This window comes from Parasphingorhabdus flavimaris, assembly GCF_013371215.1.
In the GTDB taxonomy this organism is placed as follows: domain Bacteria; phylum Pseudomonadota; class Alphaproteobacteria; order Sphingomonadales; family Sphingomonadaceae; genus Parasphingorhabdus; species Parasphingorhabdus flavimaris.
The window spans coordinates 480,738-498,951 of the sequence record NZ_JABWMH010000003.1 but is presented as its reverse complement, the minus strand read 5'-3'; the positions used below and the strand labels follow the sequence as shown (position 1 = coordinate 498,951).

Annotated in this window: 16 protein-coding genes; 7 read left to right on the top strand and 9 right to left on the bottom strand. The window is 58.2% G+C overall.

What is annotated here, in order from left to right:
* Positions 1-15: 15 nt before the first annotated feature.
* Together HUO14_RS11295 and HUO14_RS11290 are read left to right on the top strand one after the other, a co-directional pair.
* Complete coding sequence (locus HUO14_RS11295) at positions 16-279, top strand: hypothetical protein (RefSeq protein WP_176279931.1); 264 nt, start codon at positions 16-18, stop codon at positions 277-279.
* A gap of 262 nt (positions 280-541) precedes the next feature.
* Positions 542-1,822 (top strand): MFS transporter, encoded by a 1,281-nt coding sequence (locus HUO14_RS11290; RefSeq protein ID WP_176279930.1) that lies wholly within the window; start codon positions 542-544, stop codon positions 1,820-1,822.
* A 3-nt stretch (positions 1,823-1,825) separates the two neighbouring features.
* Here HUO14_RS11290 and HUO14_RS11285 read toward each other — a convergent pair whose 3' ends face one another.
* On the bottom strand, positions 1,826-2,944 hold the full coding sequence (locus HUO14_RS11285; protein WP_176279929.1) for an AI-2E family transporter: 1,119 nt from the start codon (positions 2,942-2,944) through the stop codon (positions 1,826-1,828).
* 124 nt (positions 2,945-3,068) lie between these two features.
* Between HUO14_RS11285 and gmk the strand changes: the two genes are divergently transcribed.
* Positions 3,069-3,737: a guanylate kinase gene (gene gmk / locus HUO14_RS11280; protein WP_176279928.1), complete on the top strand. Its 669-nt coding sequence runs from the start codon at positions 3,069-3,071 to the stop codon at positions 3,735-3,737.
* Positions 3,738-3,772: 35 nt separating this feature from the next.
* Here the strand turns inward: gmk and HUO14_RS11275 are convergent, their stop codons facing one another.
* Entirely contained in the window at positions 3,773-4,405 is a 633-nt protein-coding gene (locus HUO14_RS11275) for a hypothetical protein (RefSeq protein ID WP_176279927.1), read from the bottom strand.
* Positions 4,406-4,509: 104 nt separating this feature from the next.
* On the bottom strand, positions 4,510-5,133 hold the full coding sequence (locus HUO14_RS11270; protein WP_176279926.1) for a hypothetical protein: 624 nt from the start codon (positions 5,131-5,133) through the stop codon (positions 4,510-4,512).
* Positions 5,134-5,414: 281 nt separating this feature from the next.
* Here HUO14_RS11270 and HUO14_RS11265 point away from each other — a divergent pair, with 281 nt between their 5' ends.
* The gene (locus tag HUO14_RS11265) at positions 5,415-7,439 is read left to right on the top strand and encodes an NAD(P)/FAD-dependent oxidoreductase (RefSeq protein WP_176279925.1); all 2,025 of its coding nucleotides are present in this window, start codon (positions 5,415-5,417) and stop codon (positions 7,437-7,439) included.
* Positions 7,440-7,535: 96 nt separating this feature from the next.
* On the opposite strand, the gene HUO14_RS11260 is transcribed toward HUO14_RS11265, so the two are convergent.
* Entirely contained in the window at positions 7,536-8,402 is an 867-nt protein-coding gene (locus HUO14_RS11260; RefSeq protein ID WP_176279924.1) for a hypothetical protein, read from the bottom strand.
* 189 nt (positions 8,403-8,591) lie between these two features.
* On the opposite strand from HUO14_RS11260, the gene uvrA reads away from it, so the two are divergent.
* Positions 8,592-11,639, top strand: a complete 3,048-nt coding sequence (uvrA, locus tag HUO14_RS11255) for an excinuclease ABC subunit UvrA (protein ID WP_176279923.1) — start codon at positions 8,592-8,594, stop codon at positions 11,637-11,639.
* Between the two features lie 50 nt (positions 11,640-11,689).
* Here uvrA and HUO14_RS11250 read toward each other — a convergent pair whose 3' ends face one another.
* Both HUO14_RS11250 and HUO14_RS11245 read right to left on the bottom strand, forming a co-directional pair.
* Complete coding sequence (locus HUO14_RS11250) at positions 11,690-12,061, bottom strand: DUF4345 domain-containing protein (protein ID WP_176279922.1); 372 nt, start codon at positions 12,059-12,061, stop codon at positions 11,690-11,692.
* Between the two features lie 429 nt (positions 12,062-12,490).
* Positions 12,491-13,888: a cytochrome P450 gene (locus tag HUO14_RS11245; protein ID WP_343046095.1), complete on the bottom strand. Its 1,398-nt coding sequence runs from the start codon at positions 13,886-13,888 to the stop codon at positions 12,491-12,493.
* A 175-nt stretch (positions 13,889-14,063) separates the two neighbouring features.
* Between HUO14_RS11245 and HUO14_RS11240 the strand changes: the two genes are divergently transcribed.
* Positions 14,064-14,792 (top strand): hypothetical protein, encoded by a 729-nt coding sequence (locus tag HUO14_RS11240; RefSeq protein WP_176279921.1) that lies wholly within the window; start codon positions 14,064-14,066, stop codon positions 14,790-14,792.
* Between the two features lie 218 nt (positions 14,793-15,010).
* Positions 15,011-16,099, top strand: a complete 1,089-nt coding sequence (locus tag HUO14_RS11235; protein WP_176279920.1) for an acyl-CoA desaturase — start codon at positions 15,011-15,013, stop codon at positions 16,097-16,099.
* A gap of 19 nt (positions 16,100-16,118) precedes the next feature.
* Here the strand turns inward: HUO14_RS11235 and gspM are convergent, their stop codons facing one another.
* From gspM to gspG, 3 genes are read right to left on the bottom strand one after another with little or no spacing between them, the layout of a single operon-like run.
* A complete protein-coding gene (gene gspM / locus HUO14_RS11230; RefSeq protein ID WP_176279919.1) occupies positions 16,119-16,592 on the bottom strand; it encodes a type II secretion system protein GspM in 474 nt (157 codons plus the stop codon).
* Entirely contained in the window at positions 16,589-17,713 is a 1,125-nt protein-coding gene (locus HUO14_RS11225; protein ID WP_176279918.1) for a type II secretion system protein L, read from the bottom strand. The genes gspM and HUO14_RS11225 overlap by 4 nt, the downstream gene beginning before the upstream one ends.
* Positions 17,714-17,725: 12 nt before the next feature.
* Complete coding sequence (gene gspG, locus HUO14_RS11220; protein ID WP_176279917.1) at positions 17,726-18,199, bottom strand: type II secretion system major pseudopilin GspG; 474 nt, start codon at positions 18,197-18,199, stop codon at positions 17,726-17,728.
* Positions 18,200-18,214 lie beyond the last annotated feature (15 nt).

Here is an 18,214-nt window from a genome sequence, read left to right as displayed (position 1 = left end):
TCCGGGAACAAGAACATGTCGCTAATCAGAAATATCTTCACCACCGCCGTCGGTTACGAGGCGCGCAAGCACACGCAGGGCCATGGCCTGCGCAATTTCGGCCTCGGCATGCTCGCCGCCCGTCTGGCCACCCGCTCGGTCCCCGGCGCGCTGCTGGTCGGCGGGGCGCTGATCGCCAAGAAGATTTATGATGACAAGAAAGAGGCCGAAGCGCTTCCCGCATCGGAAGCCGTGATAGAGATTGAAGGCCGTCCGGTGCCCAAGGAACCCGTTGGCTGATTGTCCGGACCTTCGAAATAATATTTCCTACATCTGCAACAATCTATCCAACATCGCGCAGAACAAACCGTCCTTGGCCCCAACTTTGACAAACTTTGGACCTTGCCCCTGCATTTGCTAAAGCATGGCACGCTTCGCCGCGATACCGTTTGATCCCTTCCGAGTGGCCATAATCCATCCGCCCAACTGCAATATTGATTGTAACTGACATTGCTGTAAGCTCCTCCCAAGTCGCTGATATCAAGCGGTACAGGAGAGTGATGTGGCGACGACCGCGCAATCCGGGCAGGCGCCCCGCAGATTCTATGGCTGGTCCAATGTCAGTCTGTTCTTCTTCATCCAGTTTGCCGCCTCGGGCTTTGTCTATTTCGCCTATTCGGTGGTCTTTCCGGTGATGGTCGAGACGATGGACTGGAACCGCGGCAATGCGGCTTTGGCCCAGTCGATCGCGCTTGTCATGCTTGGCCTCGCCTATCCGCTAACCGGCTATCTGCTCAGCCGATACGGCGTCCGCCAGACGGTGACGATCGGGCTGCTGGTGATGCTTTCCGGGCTCCTGCTGCTGGTTTCAGCGGTCAGCGAAGTCTGGCACTGGATATTGATCTGGGGCGGCGTCATGGGCCTGTCCTTTGCCCTGACCGGTCCGATCTGTTCGCAGACCGCGATGATCAGCTGGTTCAATATCAAACGGTCAACCACTATCGGTATCGTGATGACCGGCGGGGCCTTGGGCGGAGCGCTTGCGCAGCCGGTACTCGCGAGCATGATGGACCGGTTCGACAGCTGGCGCGCGGCCTGGCTGATCGCCGCCGCCATGGTCGTGATCGCGCTGATCGCCACCCGGTTTGTCATCAATCGCCCCGGCGATATCGGTCAATTCCCCGACAATGTCGATCCGGGCATGGCGGCGCAGGAGGCCCTGGCCGCCGGCCTGCGCCCCAGGACCCACCGGACCAGCCATGACTGGACGATCAAGCAGGTGGTCCGGACGCCGATGCTTTATCTGCTCATGCTGATCACGGTCGCCTATCTGGGCACATTCTTCTTTCTGCTCAACCACGGCATTTTGCACCTCACCGACAGCGGGCTTTCAAGTCTCGAGGCGGCCTCGATCATCGGGCTGGCGATATTGGGCAGCGGCCTGGCGCGGATACCGGCGGGTTGGCTGGGCGACCAGTTCGAGCTGCGCTGGACGGTGTTCGGCTTTGTCGCCCTGATGGCGATCGGGCTGGCCGGCTTCTGGCTTGGTCAGGGCGTCGTCCTGCTCTCGGCGATGGGCATGCTGTTCGGCGCCGGCTACGGCGGCATGCTGGTATTGGGCCCGGTGGTGACTGGCAATTATTACGGCGAACGCGCGTTTCCGATCATCAATTCGGTGATCGCGCCGGTGATGCTGCCCTTTGCGGCGGCAGCGCCTGCTGGCGGCGGCTATATCTTCGAGGCGACCGGCAGCTATGATCTCGCCTTTGCGATTGCGATCGGATTGCTTTCCACCGCGATGGTCGCCGCGTTTCTGATGAAGCCGCCGCGCGCGCCAGGCTAAAGCCTAGACATTACCATCGCTGGAGAGCAGCGCCGCAATCGGGCGGGTGCCGGGCCGGCGGGCGAGCACGATCATCAAGATGGTTGTGAACGGCACCGCCAGTATCGCTCCGGGAATGCCCCACAGGCTGCTCCAGATCGCCAAAGACACGAGCACCACCATCGGGCTGAGATTGACCGACTTGCTGAGCATCTTCGGCTCGACGATATTGCCGATAACCACCTGCGCCGCGGTCATCAGGCCGGTGGCGATCAACGGAACCGTCAGGCTGCCGAACTGGGCCACGGCAAACAGCGCCGGAAAGGCTACGCCGACAAAGGACCCGATATAGGGGATATAGTTGAGCAGGCCGATGATAATCGCCCACAGAGCGGCATATTCGACACCCAGTATCCGCAATATCAACCAGCAGACAACGCCGAGGATGATATTGATCAGCGTCTTGGTCGCAAGATAGCTGCCGATATCATGGTTGATCCGCGTGAACATGTTGAGCGTATCGGTCGACGCGCTGTCGGAACCGAAGGCCCGGCGCACCTTTTCGGGAAATCCGGTGATCTCGCTGAGCAGGAACGAAGCATATAATATCGTGATGAAGAGGAAACCGCCGAAGCTGGTCAGCGAGGACAATAAAGACTGGGCGAGCGCGGCAATATCTATCTCGGTGAAAAATCTGGTCGCGAATTCGCTAACCGCCTTGGCGACCGCTTCGGTACCGCGGTCGAATATCGCGGACGGCGATGCCATCAATTCGGAAACCTGCGGCTGGCCGATCCCGCCGGTGGCCGGAGCCGGGAACCATGCCGCAAACAGATTTTCCAGATTGCGCTGGTAGACCGGCAGCGACGGCACGAGATTCTGCAGGCTGGCTACCAGCATCCGGGTCATCGCGAAAAGCAGAGCCAGCACACCGATGAGGGCCAGCGTGGCCCGCAGCCACAAGGGCGTCATGCCCAATCCGGGGATGCGCGCGACGGTGGCGCTGGCGGCATAGAGGATCTGCAGCAGGATGACCGCTGTCACGATCGGCAATATGATGTCCTTGCCGACGTAAAACAGCCAGCCGACCATGATCGTTATCCCGATCGCGAAAAATATGGTGCTGATGCGTCCCTGAAACATGATCTGCGAATAGCCGCAATTTACCAGACTGTCATCAGGATGATTGCACGGAGCGGCAACAATAAAACGTCATAAGGGCATCTTGAATCTTGACGCCATGCGCCCTTCTCGGCCAATAGCCGATATGGCCGACAATATTTCTTCCCAGAACATCGACAATGATCATCGCGAGCTGAGCCGTCGCGGCTTGCTGTTCGTGCTTTCCTCGCCCTCGGGCGCTGGAAAGTCGACGCTGGCCAGCATGCTGCTTCAGGCCGACGATGAAATCGCGATGTCCGTCTCCGTCACAACCCGCGCCAAACGGCCCGGCGAGGAACATGGCAAGGATTATTATTTCGTCAGCGGTGAGGAATTCGAAGAGATGGTCGCCGACCACAGCTTCCTGGAATATGCCACCGTCTTCGGGCACCGCTATGGAACGCCTGCGGTGCCGGTGAACGAGAGTCTGGCGGACGGACAGGATGTCCTGTTCGATATCGACTGGCAGGGCACGCAGCAACTCTATCAACGCGCCGGACAGGATGTCGTCCGGGTGTTCATCCTGCCGCCCACGCTCGGCGAATTGCGGAGCCGTCTGGACAGCCGCAACACCGATTCACCGGAAATCATCGAAAGCCGGATGCAGCGCGCAACCAGCGAGATCAGCCATTGGGACGGCTATGACTATGTCCTGATCAACGACGATCTCGAGGCCTGCTTTGCCAAGGTAAAGCAGATCCTCGCCACCGAACGGATGCGCCGTGCGCGGCAAACCGGCCTGATCGGATTCGTGCGGGACTTGATGGCAGAGTAGAAGCGGCCGTCAGCCCTGTCCCGACGCCGGCTGTCTCACAATCCTGACGAGCAATAGCGCACGTCTCCGGCTTCGCATCGCTTTACCGCATCGCGCCATTGTTCCATTTTCTTTTCATACTCGGCGCGCCGCATGGCATCGGCAGCTTCGTCAGCGGCTATTTGCTCGCGGTTCAATCGCTGTTTCTCGACAAATTGTGCTGCCGCTTCCTTGTTCAGCCGATTCAGATATTCTGCCCGAACCGAATGCTGCCGGTTGCGGATACACGAGGCCAGCAGCTCGCTCTTTTTCTGCTGCAATCTGAACTTCTCGCTGGCCTGAGACCACCGATTGTCGACAATCGACTGGCATATGGCCGGAAGCTGAGCCAGTCGCGCATCATAATCCTGGCTGAGGCTCCTGATAAATTGCTCGTTCGATGCAATGTCGGGATCGACATGTAATTCTGCATTTTCCCGCGCCCGCACGCATTGCGCGCTGGACCATATTTCGTAATATTTTTCGTTGGTCGCCGGATCAGACCGGTCATATTGCTCGACCAGATAGCGCTTGGCACTCTCGCAATCGATATCCGGTTCCTGTGCTGTCGCCGTGCCGCTCGAAAACAGCGCCGTCAGAAGCGCGCTGAAGCAGAATATTTTTCCGTGCCACATATTCAGTCCTTTCATCAGGACCCCCGCCGGTATTTTTATCTTCGTCGGGAAAAAGTTACAAGCGTCTTCACCGCTTCCAACGGACTTGCCGCACACGCTCTTCGAACAACGCCCTGCAATCAGCGCTTTTTCACATAGAGCCCGTCAAAAACCGTGCGCCATGTCTCGCCGCCATCCTGTGATGCCTGCCAGTGCTGCCGAACGCTGCCGTCCGCTCGGGGTGTCCAGGTGATCCGGTTGATTGCGGCACCCGCCTGATAATAAGGCGTATTCCGGTTGCTGAGCACCATCTCGCCCCGGTCATTGATGCCACCTTCGGCATATAGCGCCGCGCCATCGACGCCCATCCACGTCTGGTGCCATTTTTTCCGGGCTGCGTCGAAGAAGCTGATGCTCATACCGGTATAGCCGCCCTTGGTGGCATAGTCCTCGCGAATGGCGCAGCCGCCATGTTCAGCCGATATGCGGCTTACCGCCGTGGGCTGGTCCTGTCCGGCGGCGGTTACATCCCATATACCGATCCAGAAGTCGAAAGCGCGGTGATCGCCGGTGGCGCAGGCCGCGGGCGCAGGAGAGACCGCGGCAGGCGCCGCTTGCTGCGCAACCAAAGGGGATGGCACCAGAAGCGTCGCAAGGGCCGCGCCCAATAGGGGGCGGACGGCGGCCCGGCGGACCCGGAGAATGGAGCTTGCCCATGCGGTAGGCAATTTTCTCCGGTCCAGCTGTTTGCGATGTCGCATCATGACGCCATCCCCCCGTGGTTGAGCTTCGATACGACCCGGGAGCTTTTGCGCTGTATCCGGGTCATCACTCGGCTGGTCGCAGCATAACACAGGCGCGCGCCGTTCCGGCTTTCATTCGACCAACGGCAATTGACCGTCGATGAAAAAGCGGAAAGCCCTGATTTCCCAAAATCGGACAGAAATCCTTTCCGAAACGCCCGTCACGGCGAAATGAACATTGGTTTTGCGGCTGCGAGCGTTTACCAGAAGTGACAACAGCGGATCGCTGCAGGGGGACGAATATGGTGCAAACGCGTGAAATTGATGTCCTGATCGTCGGCGGCGGCTTTTCGACCATGCCGCTGGTCCGAGAGCTGGACGCCAGCGGGATCCGCTGGCTGATGGTGTCGGAAATGACCCCGATCTGGCAGCAGCTGGAAGCGTCGGATGCGCTGGATTTCGATCTGGTCAGTTCCCTGCAGAGCAGCGTCTATTCCTTCGAGCTGGTCGACATGCTCAGGGAGCAAGGCGAGGATTTCACCGACGGTTTCCCGACCGCCCGCGAATTTTACGCGATCCACAAGAAATATGCCGCGCGCTACGCCGACCATATCCACCACGGGCGGGTCGGCAGTATCGACAATCATCCGGATCACAGCATTGTCCGCCTAGAGAGTGGCGAGCAGTTCCGCGCGCAGCATGTCGTCGTCGCCACCGCTTTCCGGCGGCAGATGAATGCCAATCTCAAGCAGATCAAAATTGATGCCAGCTATGCCGGCAAGAATGTCGCGATCACCTCGACCGGCGACAGCTCGAATCTGCTGATTGCCAAGCTGGTCGCTCATGGCGCCAAAGTGCATCTGGTCACCAACGGCTTCATCATGCTCGACAAGATGTTCGCCACCTTCTCGCCGTTCGACGACGGCCCGCGTTTCGTCCCGCTCGACCAGCTCGAATGCCATAATTTCTCCGAAGTCAGCAAATGGAGCTATCGCGCCTTCATCGACGGCGGCTATATCCACGGCCTGATCCACCGCTGGTTTGCGAAGCTTTTCGACCGCAACAGCCTCGGCGTGCGCCACCCCAGAAGCATCCGGCCGCACGAAAGTCTCCGGACCTTTTTCGAAGCCAGGGCACCGATTGAAAACGGCCATATCGCGATCAAATATTGGCCGATCGATGTCTACAAACTCTATTGCGACGACACACTCGAGCAGAAGATCAGCGACGGCTATCTGATCAACGACCTGCCCTTCTTCCTCGAACATGGCCATGTGAAATTGTGGGACAAGGCGGTCGCCACGCTTGACCGCGAAGCGATGACGCTGACCGAGGGCGGCGAGACGGCGACGTTTGACGAGATCATCGACGGCGACCAGGAAGTGCCCAATATCCCCGAAATCCGGCTGTGCGGCGACCGCGCGTCGGAGCATTTCATCTACAAGACGCGGCAGCAGTTTCTCGGCGTGATATCCCCCCGCCTGCGCAACATATACACCATAGGCTTCACCCGTCCGTTCACCGGCGGGCTCAACAATATCAGCGAGATGCAGTGCCTGTTGGTCCACCGGATGATCAGCGATCCGGAATTCCGCAACGGCATCAACGCCAATATCGAGCAGCGGATCGCGAACTATAACGCGAACTATTATGCCAAACGGCCAGAGAGCAAGACCGACCATCTGGTCTGGTACGGCACTTATACCGACGAGGTCGCCCGACTACTCGGCATCCGCCCGAAACGCAGCGACACGCCCGGCCTCAAGGGTCTGATGAAATATTATATGTATCCGAACAATGTCTTCCGCTTCCGCGAGACCGGCCGCTATGCGGTCGACGGCGTCGACGAGCTGCTCAGCCACACCGCAAAACAATATCACGATTACAAGGTGCTGGCGCTGCTGGTCATCCGCTACCCGTTTTTCGAACTGCTCGCGCTCGGCACGATCCTGCTCGCGCCGGTGCCGTGGTGGGTCAAGGTCCCCGCCGCGATCATCCACAACCGCCTGCCGTTTACCTCGACGCTGGTCGGGAAATTCGGATTGCCGACCAGAGAGAGCAAGGCAATATTCAATTACCGCAAGGCGATCAGCTTTCCGGTGCTGGCTTATCCGGTTGTGGCGGCAGTTGTGTGGGCAGCGGCCGGCGTGGGCGCGGCTTTTGCGTTTTCGGCAGGGTTACTCGCCTATGTTTACGCGATGATCCATCTGGGTACCGCGAAGGGGTGGAACCGGAAGTTCTTTTGCGACATGAAGAGCAAAAGGTCGCCGGAGATGGTTGGGTTTTTTGAGCGCTATCGTGCGGTTTTTGGGCGGGTTATGGGTTGAAGTGTAAAAAAAGAATCTGAAATGTCGAGCAGAGCCCGTTCGTTTTGAATTTCGATAATCGACCAAAGTGAGACGCTAGCGGATCAATCTGGACAACTAAAGCTTTGCTCTGACAACGCAGCTTTGCAACTTTGGCCGCAAGGATTTTATCTCAACCAAAGTTTGTGTAGCGGTAGCCTTTTCTGACGCAGATAGCTGCATGGGTTGAGTTTTGTTTTGAGCGGCCGAAACAGATGGCACCGATTCCGCTTCCGCAATTTCCTCAGATAGCTGCTTAATCTCTGCTACCACACCCGCAGGATCATAGACTCCGACCGCACTCAGCCGTTGAGCAAGCACTCGCTCAACTGACAACAGAGATGCAGAGATCAAATCATAATATTGCGTTTCGGGACCAATTTCGACGCCATTAGAGCGACCTTTGTTCCCGGCAGCTTTTGCTTGTTTAGCAGCCTCCTGCTGGACCTTCTTGATTTCAAAACCATCAATTCCGACAGCTTCCATTTTTATGCAAATCAAGGCATCAAGGGAACTGTCGAAAATATCTGCTTTTTGCTTTGGGCTGTAGTAGCCTTTAGCACCATTTAGGACTGCAGCGGCAGAACCACCTGCAACCGAAACATCCGATCCAGCGCCAAATGCGGTGGCGGTAATTGTGCCTACCGCTGTTAGAAATGCAGGTATCTCAAAAATTTGCCGACCATTTGCGGCACTGTGCGCTCGGCATCTGTACATCAAAATGAAGTTATTTATCAAACTGCGAGCACCATCTACAGTTTCAAGTATCGGTATAGGCTGTCCAGAAGAGAGCTTTTCAAAGGATTTGCAGCTTTGGCTAACGGAGCGATTACTCCCTCGGGTTTCCATCACATTGGCCAAATTAGTCGACGGGGGCGAAAAGCTAGCAGTCGCGCACCCCGCGAGCATCGAAGTCGAAATTGCGAGTAAGAGCGGATTTTTCATTTGGCACCTCATGAAATTGAACAGTGCGCGGATTGTTGCTTCGCTTTGGCCCCCAACACCCGTGACCCCCATCACGCCTCGCCAAAAAACTCCCTCTTGAAAACGGAACAAACATTGAACATATAGCGCAGATCACCCTGTCCCATTGGCCCGCTGGACTCTCTCCGGCATCTTCTGCAAAGCATCCGCATGAGTCTGACCCACATCAAAGTAAAAGGCGCCCGAGAGCATAATCTCAAGGGCGTGGATATCGAGCTTCCGCGCGAGAAGCTGATCGTGATCACCGGCCTGTCCGGCAGCGGCAAGTCGAGCCTTGCGTTCGATACCATCTATGCCGAGGGGCAGCGGCGCTATGTCGAGAGCCTGTCGGCCTATGCACGGCAGTTTCTCGAGATGATGCAGAAGCCCGATGTCGAGCATATCGAGGGCCTGTCACCGGCGATCTCGATCGAACAGAAGACCACCAGCCGCAACCCGCGCTCGACCGTCGCAACGGTGACCGAGATTTACGACTATATGCGCCTGCTCTGGGCTCGCGCCGGCGTGCCTTATTCCCCCGCAACCGGCCTGCCGATCACCGCGCAGACCGTCTCGCAGATGGTCGACCGGGTAATGACCCTGCCCGAGAAGACCCGATTCTTCCTGCTCGCGCCCGTGGTCCGTGGCCGCAAGGGCGAGTATCGCAAGGAATTGCTCGAGTGGCAGAAGGCCGGCTTCACCCGCGTACGGGTCGATGGCGAATTTTACGATATCGAGGAAACGCCGAAGCTCGACAAGAAATACAAGCATGACATCGAGGTGGTCGTGGACCGTCTCGTGGTACGCGAGGGCATGGAGCAAAGGCTGGCCGACAGTTTCGAGACCGCGCTCCGGCTGGCGGATGGGCTGGCTTTTGTGGATTTGGCGGATGGTACGGTTGAGGAAGCGCTTGCCAATGGTGCTTCGACAGGCTCAGCGCGAACGGAAGGCGTTGCAGAAGCCAGCGCAAATTTCAAGCCGGAACCGGATAACTCCCCTTCCCGCTTGCGGGAGGGGCCAGGGGTGGGCCAGCCGGACACCCGAGAAATCCCCACCCCCGGCCCCTCCCTCAAGCGGGAAGGGAGCATGAAAGGCACCGGCCTCCCGCCAAACCGGATCGTCTTTTCCGAACGCTTCGCCTGCCCGGTAAGCGGCTTCACCATCGAGGAAATCGCGCCGCGGCTGTTCTCGTTCAACGCACCACAAGGCGCCTGCCCGTCCTGCGACGGTCTTGGCGAGAAGCTCCATTTCGACACCCAGCTGATCGTCCCCAATCCGGCGCTGAGCATCAAGAAGGGCGCGGTCGTGCCATGGGCCAAGTCCAACCCGCCCTCGCCTTATTATATGCAGGTTCTGGGCAGCCTTGCACGCCATTTCGAATTTGATCTCGACACGCCGTGGAATGAATTGAGCGAGCATCATCGCGACGTGATCCTCAACGGCACCCAGGGCCTGCCGGTGACGCTGCGCTTCCAGGACGGGCGCAAATCCTATGAAGTAAAAAAGCCGTTCGAGGGCGTCGTCGGCAATCTCAATCGCCGGATGCTGCAGACCGAGAGCGCCTGGATGCAGGAAGAGCTGGCCAAATTCCAGGCGGCGGCTCCTTGCGAAACCTGCCACGGCGCGCGGCTGAAGCCGGAGGCGCTGGCGGTCAAGATTGCCGGCGAGGACATCAGTATCTCCACCCGGCGCAGCGTCGGCGATGCACTGGCATTTTTCGAAGGTCTCGGCGCCAAGCTCAACAAGACCCAGAGCCAGATCGCCGAACCGATCCTCAAGGAAATCATCGAGCGGCTGGGCTTCCTCAACAATGTCGGTCTCGACTATCTCAATCTCGACCGGACCAGCGGCACGCTTTCCGGTGGCGAGAGCCAGCGCATTCGTCTCGCCAGCCAGATCGGGTCGGGCCTGAGCGGCGTGCTCTATGTGCTCGACGAGCCGAGCATCGGCCTGCACCAGCGCGACAATGACCGCTTGCTAACCACGCTCAAGCGCCTGCGCGATCTCGGCAATACGGTGATCGTGGTCGAGCATGACGAGGACGCCATCCGCACCGCGGACTGGGTTGTCGACATGGGACCGGGTGCCGGCGTTCATGGCGGCGAGGTCGTCGCCGAGGGCACGCTCAAGCAGATATTGAAATCGAAAAAATCGCTGACCGCCGCCTATCTCAACGGCACGCGCCAGATCGAGGTCCCGGCCAAGCGCCGCAAGGGCAATGGCAAGAAGCTGACCGTGCACGGTGCGACCGCCAATAATCTGCAGAATGTCACCGCATCGATCCCGCTCGGGACCTTCACCTGTATCACCGGCCTGTCGGGCTCGGGCAAAAGCTCGCTGACCATCGATACGCTCTACGCTTCGGCCGCCCGGACGCTCAATGGCGCGCGGGTGATTGCCGGCGCGCATGACAAGATCACCGGCCTGGAATATTGCGACAAGGTCATCGACATCGACCAGTCCCCGATTGGCCGCACCCCGCGCTCCAATCCCGCGACCTATACCGGCGCCTTCACCAATATCCGCGACTGGTTCGCCGGTCTGCCCGAAGCGCAAGTGCGCGGTTACAAGCCGGGCCGGTTCAGCTTCAACGTCAAGGGTGGCCGCTGCGAAGTGTGCCGCGGTGACGGGCTGATCAAGATCGAGATGCACTTCCTGCCGGATGTCTATGTCACTTGCGAGGAATGCCACGGCAAGCGCTATAATCGCGAGACGCTCGAGGTAAAGTTCAAGGGCAAGTCGATCGCCGATATTCTCGACATGACGGTCGAGGATGCGGTCAGCTTCTTCAAGGCGGTGCCGCCGATCCGCGACAAGATGGCGATGCTCTACGAAGTCGGCCTCGGCTATGTGAAGGTCGGCCAGCAGGCAACCACCCTGTCGGGCGGCGAGGCCCAGCGGGTCAAGCTGGCCAAGGAACTGTCGAAACGGTCAACCGGGCAGACGCTCTATATTCTCGACGAGCCGACAACGGGCCTGCATTTCGAGGATGTTCGGAAGTTGCTGGAGGTGCTCCACCAACTGGTCGAGCAGGGCAATAGCGTGGTGGTGATCGAGCATAATCTCGATGTCATCAAGACCGCCGACCATATCATCGACCTCGGTCCCGAAGGCGGCGTGCGGGGCGGCGAAATTGTCGCGCAAGGCACGCCGGAAGAAGTGGCCAAGGTCAAGGCCAGCTTTACCGGCGGCTATCTGAAAGACATGCTGGCGAAGTGACCGGCGATCCAGGGGGAAGCGTTCCGGCCTGTCGGTTCAGGCCCCCTCGCCTAGTATCGTACCGCCCGTACCCGCCAGAGCAGCAATAGAGGGGCCAGCAATTCGACCACCATCCCGGCGAATTGTTCGGTCGGCGGGGCGCCAACCGTAAGATAGGAGATCGCCCGCGCGCAGCCGCCGATGAAGATGGCGATGATGGCAAAGCGGAAGAGATCACCTCTGCGCCTGATATCGCCGGAACTGTAGAATATCATCAGCGCGACCCCGATGTAGACGCCGGAAAGATAACGATATTGATTGTCCATCGCGCTGCTGAAAGGCTCGCCGGCCATATGCTCTGCCGCGCCGAAAAACACACCGTTGATCCCGAACCAAAGCGGAATGAAGCCGATCAATATGGTGACAATGCGAAAGGCAATCATGTTCTATCCCCTATTATCTTATCCTCTGCTCCTTGGACGGAGAAGGATTTCGCGACCGGGCAGAATGCCTGCCGAACCGCATTTGATTGAAGCTGTACAGGCCTTCCGACGATTGCCCCCTCGTCTGGCTTCGACCGGCGAACATATCCGCAAGCCTGCCATCTGTTTTTCCGCAAGGGAGAAGATTTACCCGAATCATTGACCGTGCGTTACTCCTGCGCCTGAACAAGAGTTCGGCTCGACGACATGAATCCTGAACGGGTGCGCGCCCCTCATTTTACATTTTACAATTGGAGACTGACACGGACGGATTCGCCTGTCAATTTTTGTGTTCAACAAAATATCCTCGATCAAAAACAGACAGGTGGCCGTCCATCCACGCACGGCAGCCTACATCGTGATGGCCGCCAATATTCCGCAACCGCTAGACTAAAGCCGTTCAAGCCGGACAGGCAATCCGTCCTTTGGCTGAGGAATCGGAAAGGCCTGCCACTCCGGTTCGTGATCATCCCCGCCCTGCAGGACGATACGGTTCTGGGTCAGCATCGCGTGCATCAATATCTTGATCTGCATATAGGCAAAATGCAGACCGAGACACATATGCGCGCCGCCGCCAAACGGAACCCATGCATATTTGTGGCGTCCGACACTGTTTTCCGGCGTGAAGCGCAGCGGGTCGAATTTTTCCGGATCGGGCCAGTGTTTTTCCATCTTGTGGACGAATTGCGGGCTGATACCGACGTTGGTTCCTGCCGGTATCCGGTAGTTGCGGAAAGTAAATTCCTTGAGCGCTCGGCGCGGAATGCTCGGCACCGGCGGGATCAGGCGAAGCGACTCCTTGAACGCCATTTCAGTGAGGTTGAGCTTGCCCAGTTGTTCCATGGTCAGCACCGTGCCGGCCGGCGCCACCGACAGACACTCTTCGCGCAGACGATCCTGCCATTCGGGATTCCTGGCCAGCAAATAGACCATGCTGGTCGCCGAAGAGGTGATCGTGTCATGCGCCGCCATCATCAGGAAGTTCATGTGGTCGACGACCTCGTCCTCGGTCAGCAGCTCGCCATTTTCGTGGGTTGCCAGACAAATCTGGGTGAAGATATCCTCTCCGCCCTTGGCCCGCCGTTCCTTCACCTGCGGGGTGAAATATTCGAGCAGATATTCGCGCGCCTTTACGCCTTTCCACATTTTCGTAAACGGGATCGGCTTGCGTGCAATACCGATCGAAGCCTGGACTTCATCGACAAAGGCCTTGTTGATCTTGTCCGCTTCCGGTCCCCAGGGGATGCCGAGAATGGCGCTGGCCGCGGTGTCGAGCGAGAGCGATTTTATCGCCGGGTAAAATTCGAATTCGGTGTCGCCCCATTCGGCGACACGCTCCAATATGCCGGTCCCGAGTACCTGGCAATGATGCTTCATCGGTCCGGGCTTGAAGGCAACCGAGAGCGCCTTGCGGTCGGCTCTGTGTCGCTCAAAATCCATCAGCATAAGCCCGCGCGGGAAAAGGTTGTTCAGAACCGGGCCCCAGCCCTGTTCGCTGGAAAATATCTTGTCCTTGTTGAACATCACCATTTCGGTCGCGTCCGCTCCGAGCAGCATGACATTCTGCTTGCCGAAACTATAGGTGCGGTAAACCGAGCCATAGCGATCGAACATATATTTGCCGAAACCGATCGGGTCCTTGATAACCTTCAGCGTTGTTCCGAATATCGGGATGCCGTTTTCGCCCGGGATATGTGCCAGTTGATCTTCGCTTGGAGTTTTTACCCAATGCGGATTCGCACTTTCCTGATAGGGATATCCATGCGGTTTTGCTGAAATTGTCGCCACGGGTAGAGCTCCTGAATTAAAGTTACATGATCTTACTAGCTACTTTCATCAATGTCAGCAAGAGCCTCCATTCATCCGTTATTCAATCGCTGCAACATAGGATTGGCAACAGTTGAAAATGAATCGCGACTCGGCACATGCAGTGCCGCTATGGCCGGTTCCGATGGGAAAAATCATGATCCAGTTTAAGATACCCGGAACCCTGAAATCTGTCGTGGCGGTCGGCGCGCTTTTGGGGCTGGGCGGCTGCATGTATGGCGGCACCGGCTATTATGGTGACGGCTATGTCAACAATGCTGGCTATCAATGCGATCCTTATGCGCCGTTTGACGATTATTATGCGTGCGATTCCGGCTATGGATTTGCCAATATCGGCTTTGGCGGCGGCTGGTACGATCAATATTATTATCCCGGCTATGGCGTCTATATCTTCGATCGCGTCGGCAGGCGCCATGCGATGCGGGACACTCACAGACGCCACTGGGCCAGACAACGAGCCGAATTTGGCGGGCATCACGCCAGAGGACAGGATCGGAATCCGGAACGACATGCAGATCGGCGTGACCGCCGCGATTTACGCGGTGATGCAACGCGAGATCAGCGGAGAGGCCAATATCGTGACGACAGAGCCGCCCGCGGCGACCGCGGCAACCGGACGGTGAGAAGAACAGCGCGACCTGATCGCGAAGGACAAGCGGCACCAACCCGCAATCGCGACAATCGTGCGGAACGGCCAAGCCGGCGTACAGCGAGAGCGACTGACGCGAGACCGTCAGTACAGCCGCAATCCCGAGCCCGGCCCGCAGCACGTTCGGCGCAGACATCCCGACCAGCGCGTGCGGAACGTCCCCGCTATTCCGAAAGGACCAGTCGTATTGACCGTGAACGCCTGAATGACGACTAGACGCTCTGACAAGGCTTGAGCGGTTTCCAATTACTAAACGCCGGCGTTGGCAGTACCGCGCGAAACGATAGCCGCCCCGATAGTGGAAGCAGCATCCTGGAATAGGCCCGATTGGTCAGTTCCTCGCCGACCTTCAGGCAAATGGTTAAGACAATTGTAATCATGTTCAATAGCCTATATCCTCGTAAAATGAGTTAAATTTTCGAGGAAATTGGTCGATGGCAAGCGCATTCAGCGACATTCAACCCGACGAATATGTCCCGTCGGAACAGCATCCGCAGCACGGCGTCATCATTGGCGGGCCGGCCGCGCGGGCCAAACGCATCGAATATGGGATATTGCTTTCGACCATGGTTCTGGGTTCGCTCGGCGCCTTATACTGGACGCTCACCCATGCCACCGGCTGGGTCGAATGGTCCGCCTTTCTGTTCGGATTCGCCCTGATCAACATGGGCGTCGGCATCGGCTATCATCGCTATTTCACCCACCGCGCATTTGAAGCAGGGCCAAAAATGCGCCTCGCCATCGGCATCATGGCGCAAATGGCCTGCCAGGCTTCGGTCCTGAAATGGGCTGCCGACCATCGTCGCCACCATGCCTTTGCCGATGGCGTCGGTGACGTGCACAGCCCCTATATCGACGGGCACGGCAAGAAAATGGGCAAACTCAAAGGGCTCGGCATCGCCCATTTCGGCTGGTTGTTCGACAATACGACATCGGATATGAAGGTCTACGGCAAGGGACTGATCGACGACCCGCAGGTATTGTGGTGCCACAAGCATCGCTGGTCGATTGCGATCTTCTCTAGCATCGTCCTGCCTGCTCTCTGGGCGCTGGCATTCGGTGGACCGGAACATATCATCGGCACCATCCTGATAGGCGGCTTTTTCCGCAATTTCTTCTTCCTGAACTTCGTCATGGGCGTGAACAGCATCGGCCACGTTTTTGGCTCGCAAAGGTTCGAGACCAAGGACGGATCGCGCAACAACTGGTTCATGGCCTGGATGACCTTCGGCGACGGATGGCACAACAACCACCACCAGCACCCGCGCGCCGCGTCTTCGAAAATTGCCTGGTGGGAATTCGATCTCAATGGCCAGATCATCTATGCGTGGGAAAAAATGGGTCTGGTCTGGAACGTTCAGCGCGCGCCTGCCTATATCCGCAACGACAAGGGTGAATGGGTGCTCAAAAAGGCGAAAGTTGCAATGGCTGGCATCGCCGAACCGGAAGTCATGTCGGCCGACGATGGCGGCATATTGTTCCCCGCCAAGGACAGGCAGCCACATATCGAACCGGCGGAGTGAAAGGCCGCTCTGCGGTCGACTAATGCGATCGCAAGGTCAGGGTTGCTGATACGGTTCCATTGCCGGCAGGATCGACGTTAAGGTTTTCAACCGCGATTCCTTCGCGTTCAATCCGCGCCAGCCAGCCAAATAATGCTGTCGGCTTGGCCGATTCTACCACCATATTGACCCGGCTATCCGACTGTGGATTGATCGAGCCAACCGCGATTCCGGTTTCACCCGCGCTCTGACTGACAAAATTGTCGATGGCGCCGCTGAACTTGACTGTCGTCCCTTGGACCGGCTGCAGAAGCGCGGCAACCTTGGCCTCTATCCGCCCCTGCTGCTCGACTGCGTTCATATAGCGATCTTCCGATGCGGACATTGCGCCGACCATTGGCCGCGCGACCCCATAATAGCCGACCAGTCCGACCAGCAGCAGGCCGGCGACCCCGACCAAAAGCCTCTCCCTCTGGCTGAGTCCGGAAAACCAGTTTCGTGCATTGTCAATCATGGCGCCCTCACCGTTATATCCGCCTGCGCCGAACCGGTCGCATCGGTGCGCGGGGTCGCGGTTATGATGAAGCCCGCTTCCTGCAACGCGAGCAGGGCGGGATTGATATCCTCGTTGCGAACGGCGGACAATGTCGCCGACACAATTCCGTTTTCACCATAAGCCAGGCGCGTGATCGATACGTTCGGGACCTGTTGCAGCGCGGAATAGAGCGCCGACGCCGGAACTGGGAACATGATATTGCCCCGATTTTCAGCAATCAGCCGCTGGTCCAGCGCCCGTTCGGCACTGTCGGGACTTTCCTGCTCGCCCACAACAGGAGCGGCGCTGGCAAGAGCAGCCTCATCTGCCGCACTGGCTGCCCAATGATATTGGGCCAGTTGCACCAGCGGAATGGCAACAGAAATGACGAACAGCGCCGCGACCATCCAGCCGAGCCGGCGCTTTTGCTTCTCGTCCATCGAGCGCCGGGTCTTTTTCGCAAAGAGGCCGCTGCGGAAATTCAGATCCGCCTTTTCAGTAGCGCCGGCCAGCATGGCGTCAAACGCATCGCCGGTGATCGGCGCGGCGACTTGGTCAGCGAACAGAAATTCCCTTAGCGACGGATCGTCGGTGGTGACGAGATTGCCCGCTCTGACGACCTGATCAAATCCGAAATCGGCAGAAACTGCTCCCTCGTCTGCACCCGGCAGCAACCAGCCCGACGGCAGAATCGCATCCGGATCGAGGTTCAGCGCCTTCAAGCGAACCAGTCCGGCAGACAATATATCTCGCCCCACCGACGCCGTGACCACTCCGTTTGCGCCAACCATCGTCGAGACGATGTGGAGATTGTCGCGATCGAGGCTATTGGCTTTTGCAGCCATGATCGCCGCGGTCAGGGCCTGGCTTTGCGTCGCGTCGCTGATTGCTTCGTGCGCCATGATAGTGGTCAGATGGGATGCAATCAGCGCGACCACGCGAATATCCCCCTGCCCCTCGTCCGTCCCATCCTGCTGCGATGCTGCCAGGGGGTCGGGATCGCATCCGGCGGCCTGCACGACGCCATCGACCAGACGCCACCAATAGAGCGCCTCGTCGTCGCTGGCCGGGAAGGCAATCAGGAGAAGATCAGGGTTCACGCGCTGGGAATCTTATTCGGCGTAAATATCGGCATTGTCATCATCACCACCCGGCGCGCCATCGGCGCCCAGCGAGTAAAGATCATAGCCGGGACCTTGACGGCCGGGATTGTCATATTGATAGGGCCGTCCCCACGGATCGTCGGGCAGCTTCTTGATATAGCCGCCCTGCCGGTAGCGTGCGGTCGTGGTCAATGATGGTGGCGGAGCAATCAACGCCTGCAGGCCGTCGGACGAGCCGGGATAGCTCAGATTGTCGAGCCGATACATCTCCAGCGCCTGACCAAGCGTCGCAATGTCCGCCTGCGCCTTTTGCACCATCGCACGGTCCTGACTGGGCAATACATTGATCACGACAATCGTCGTCAGCAGCCCGAGGATGAAGATTACTACCATCAGCTCGACCAGAGTGAAGCCGTTGCGCTTCGGCTTCCCTCTTGCTTCTGCGGCCTTACCCGCTTCTGGATTTTCGATTTCTGTAGTCATGATCATTCCTTTTTC

What these genes read in the sequence shown, in the direction of transcription:
- HUO14_RS11295 (WP_176279931.1), top strand. Translation starts at nt 16, where the DNA reads ATGTCGCTAATCAGAAATATCTTCACCACCGCCGTCGGTTACGAGGCG.
- HUO14_RS11285 (WP_176279929.1), bottom strand. Translation starts at nt 2,944, where the DNA reads ATGTTTCAGGGACGCATCAGCACCATATTTTTCGCGATCGGGATAACG.
- gmk (WP_176279928.1), top strand. Translation starts at nt 3,069, where the DNA reads ATGGCCGACAATATTTCTTCCCAGAACATCGACAATGATCATCGCGAG.
- HUO14_RS11275 (WP_176279927.1), bottom strand. Translation starts at nt 4,405, where the DNA reads ATGAAAGGACTGAATATGTGGCACGGAAAAATATTCTGCTTCAGCGCG.
- HUO14_RS11270 (WP_176279926.1), bottom strand. Translation starts at nt 5,133, where the DNA reads ATGATGCGACATCGCAAACAGCTGGACCGGAGAAAATTGCCTACCGCA.
- HUO14_RS11265 (WP_176279925.1), top strand. Translation starts at nt 5,415, where the DNA reads ATGGTGCAAACGCGTGAAATTGATGTCCTGATCGTCGGCGGCGGCTTT.
- HUO14_RS11260 (WP_176279924.1), bottom strand. Translation starts at nt 8,402, where the DNA reads ATGAAAAATCCGCTCTTACTCGCAATTTCGACTTCGATGCTCGCGGGG.
- uvrA (WP_176279923.1), top strand. Translation starts at nt 8,592, where the DNA reads ATGAGTCTGACCCACATCAAAGTAAAAGGCGCCCGAGAGCATAATCTC.
- HUO14_RS11250 (WP_176279922.1), bottom strand. Translation starts at nt 12,061, where the DNA reads ATGATTGCCTTTCGCATTGTCACCATATTGATCGGCTTCATTCCGCTT.
- HUO14_RS11240 (WP_176279921.1), top strand. Translation starts at nt 14,064, where the DNA reads ATGATCCAGTTTAAGATACCCGGAACCCTGAAATCTGTCGTGGCGGTC.
- HUO14_RS11235 (WP_176279920.1), top strand. Translation starts at nt 15,011, where the DNA reads ATGGCAAGCGCATTCAGCGACATTCAACCCGACGAATATGTCCCGTCG.
- gspM (WP_176279919.1), bottom strand. Translation starts at nt 16,592, where the DNA reads ATGATTGACAATGCACGAAACTGGTTTTCCGGACTCAGCCAGAGGGAG.
- gspG (WP_176279917.1), bottom strand. Translation starts at nt 18,199, where the DNA reads ATGACTACAGAAATCGAAAATCCAGAAGCGGGTAAGGCCGCAGAAGCA.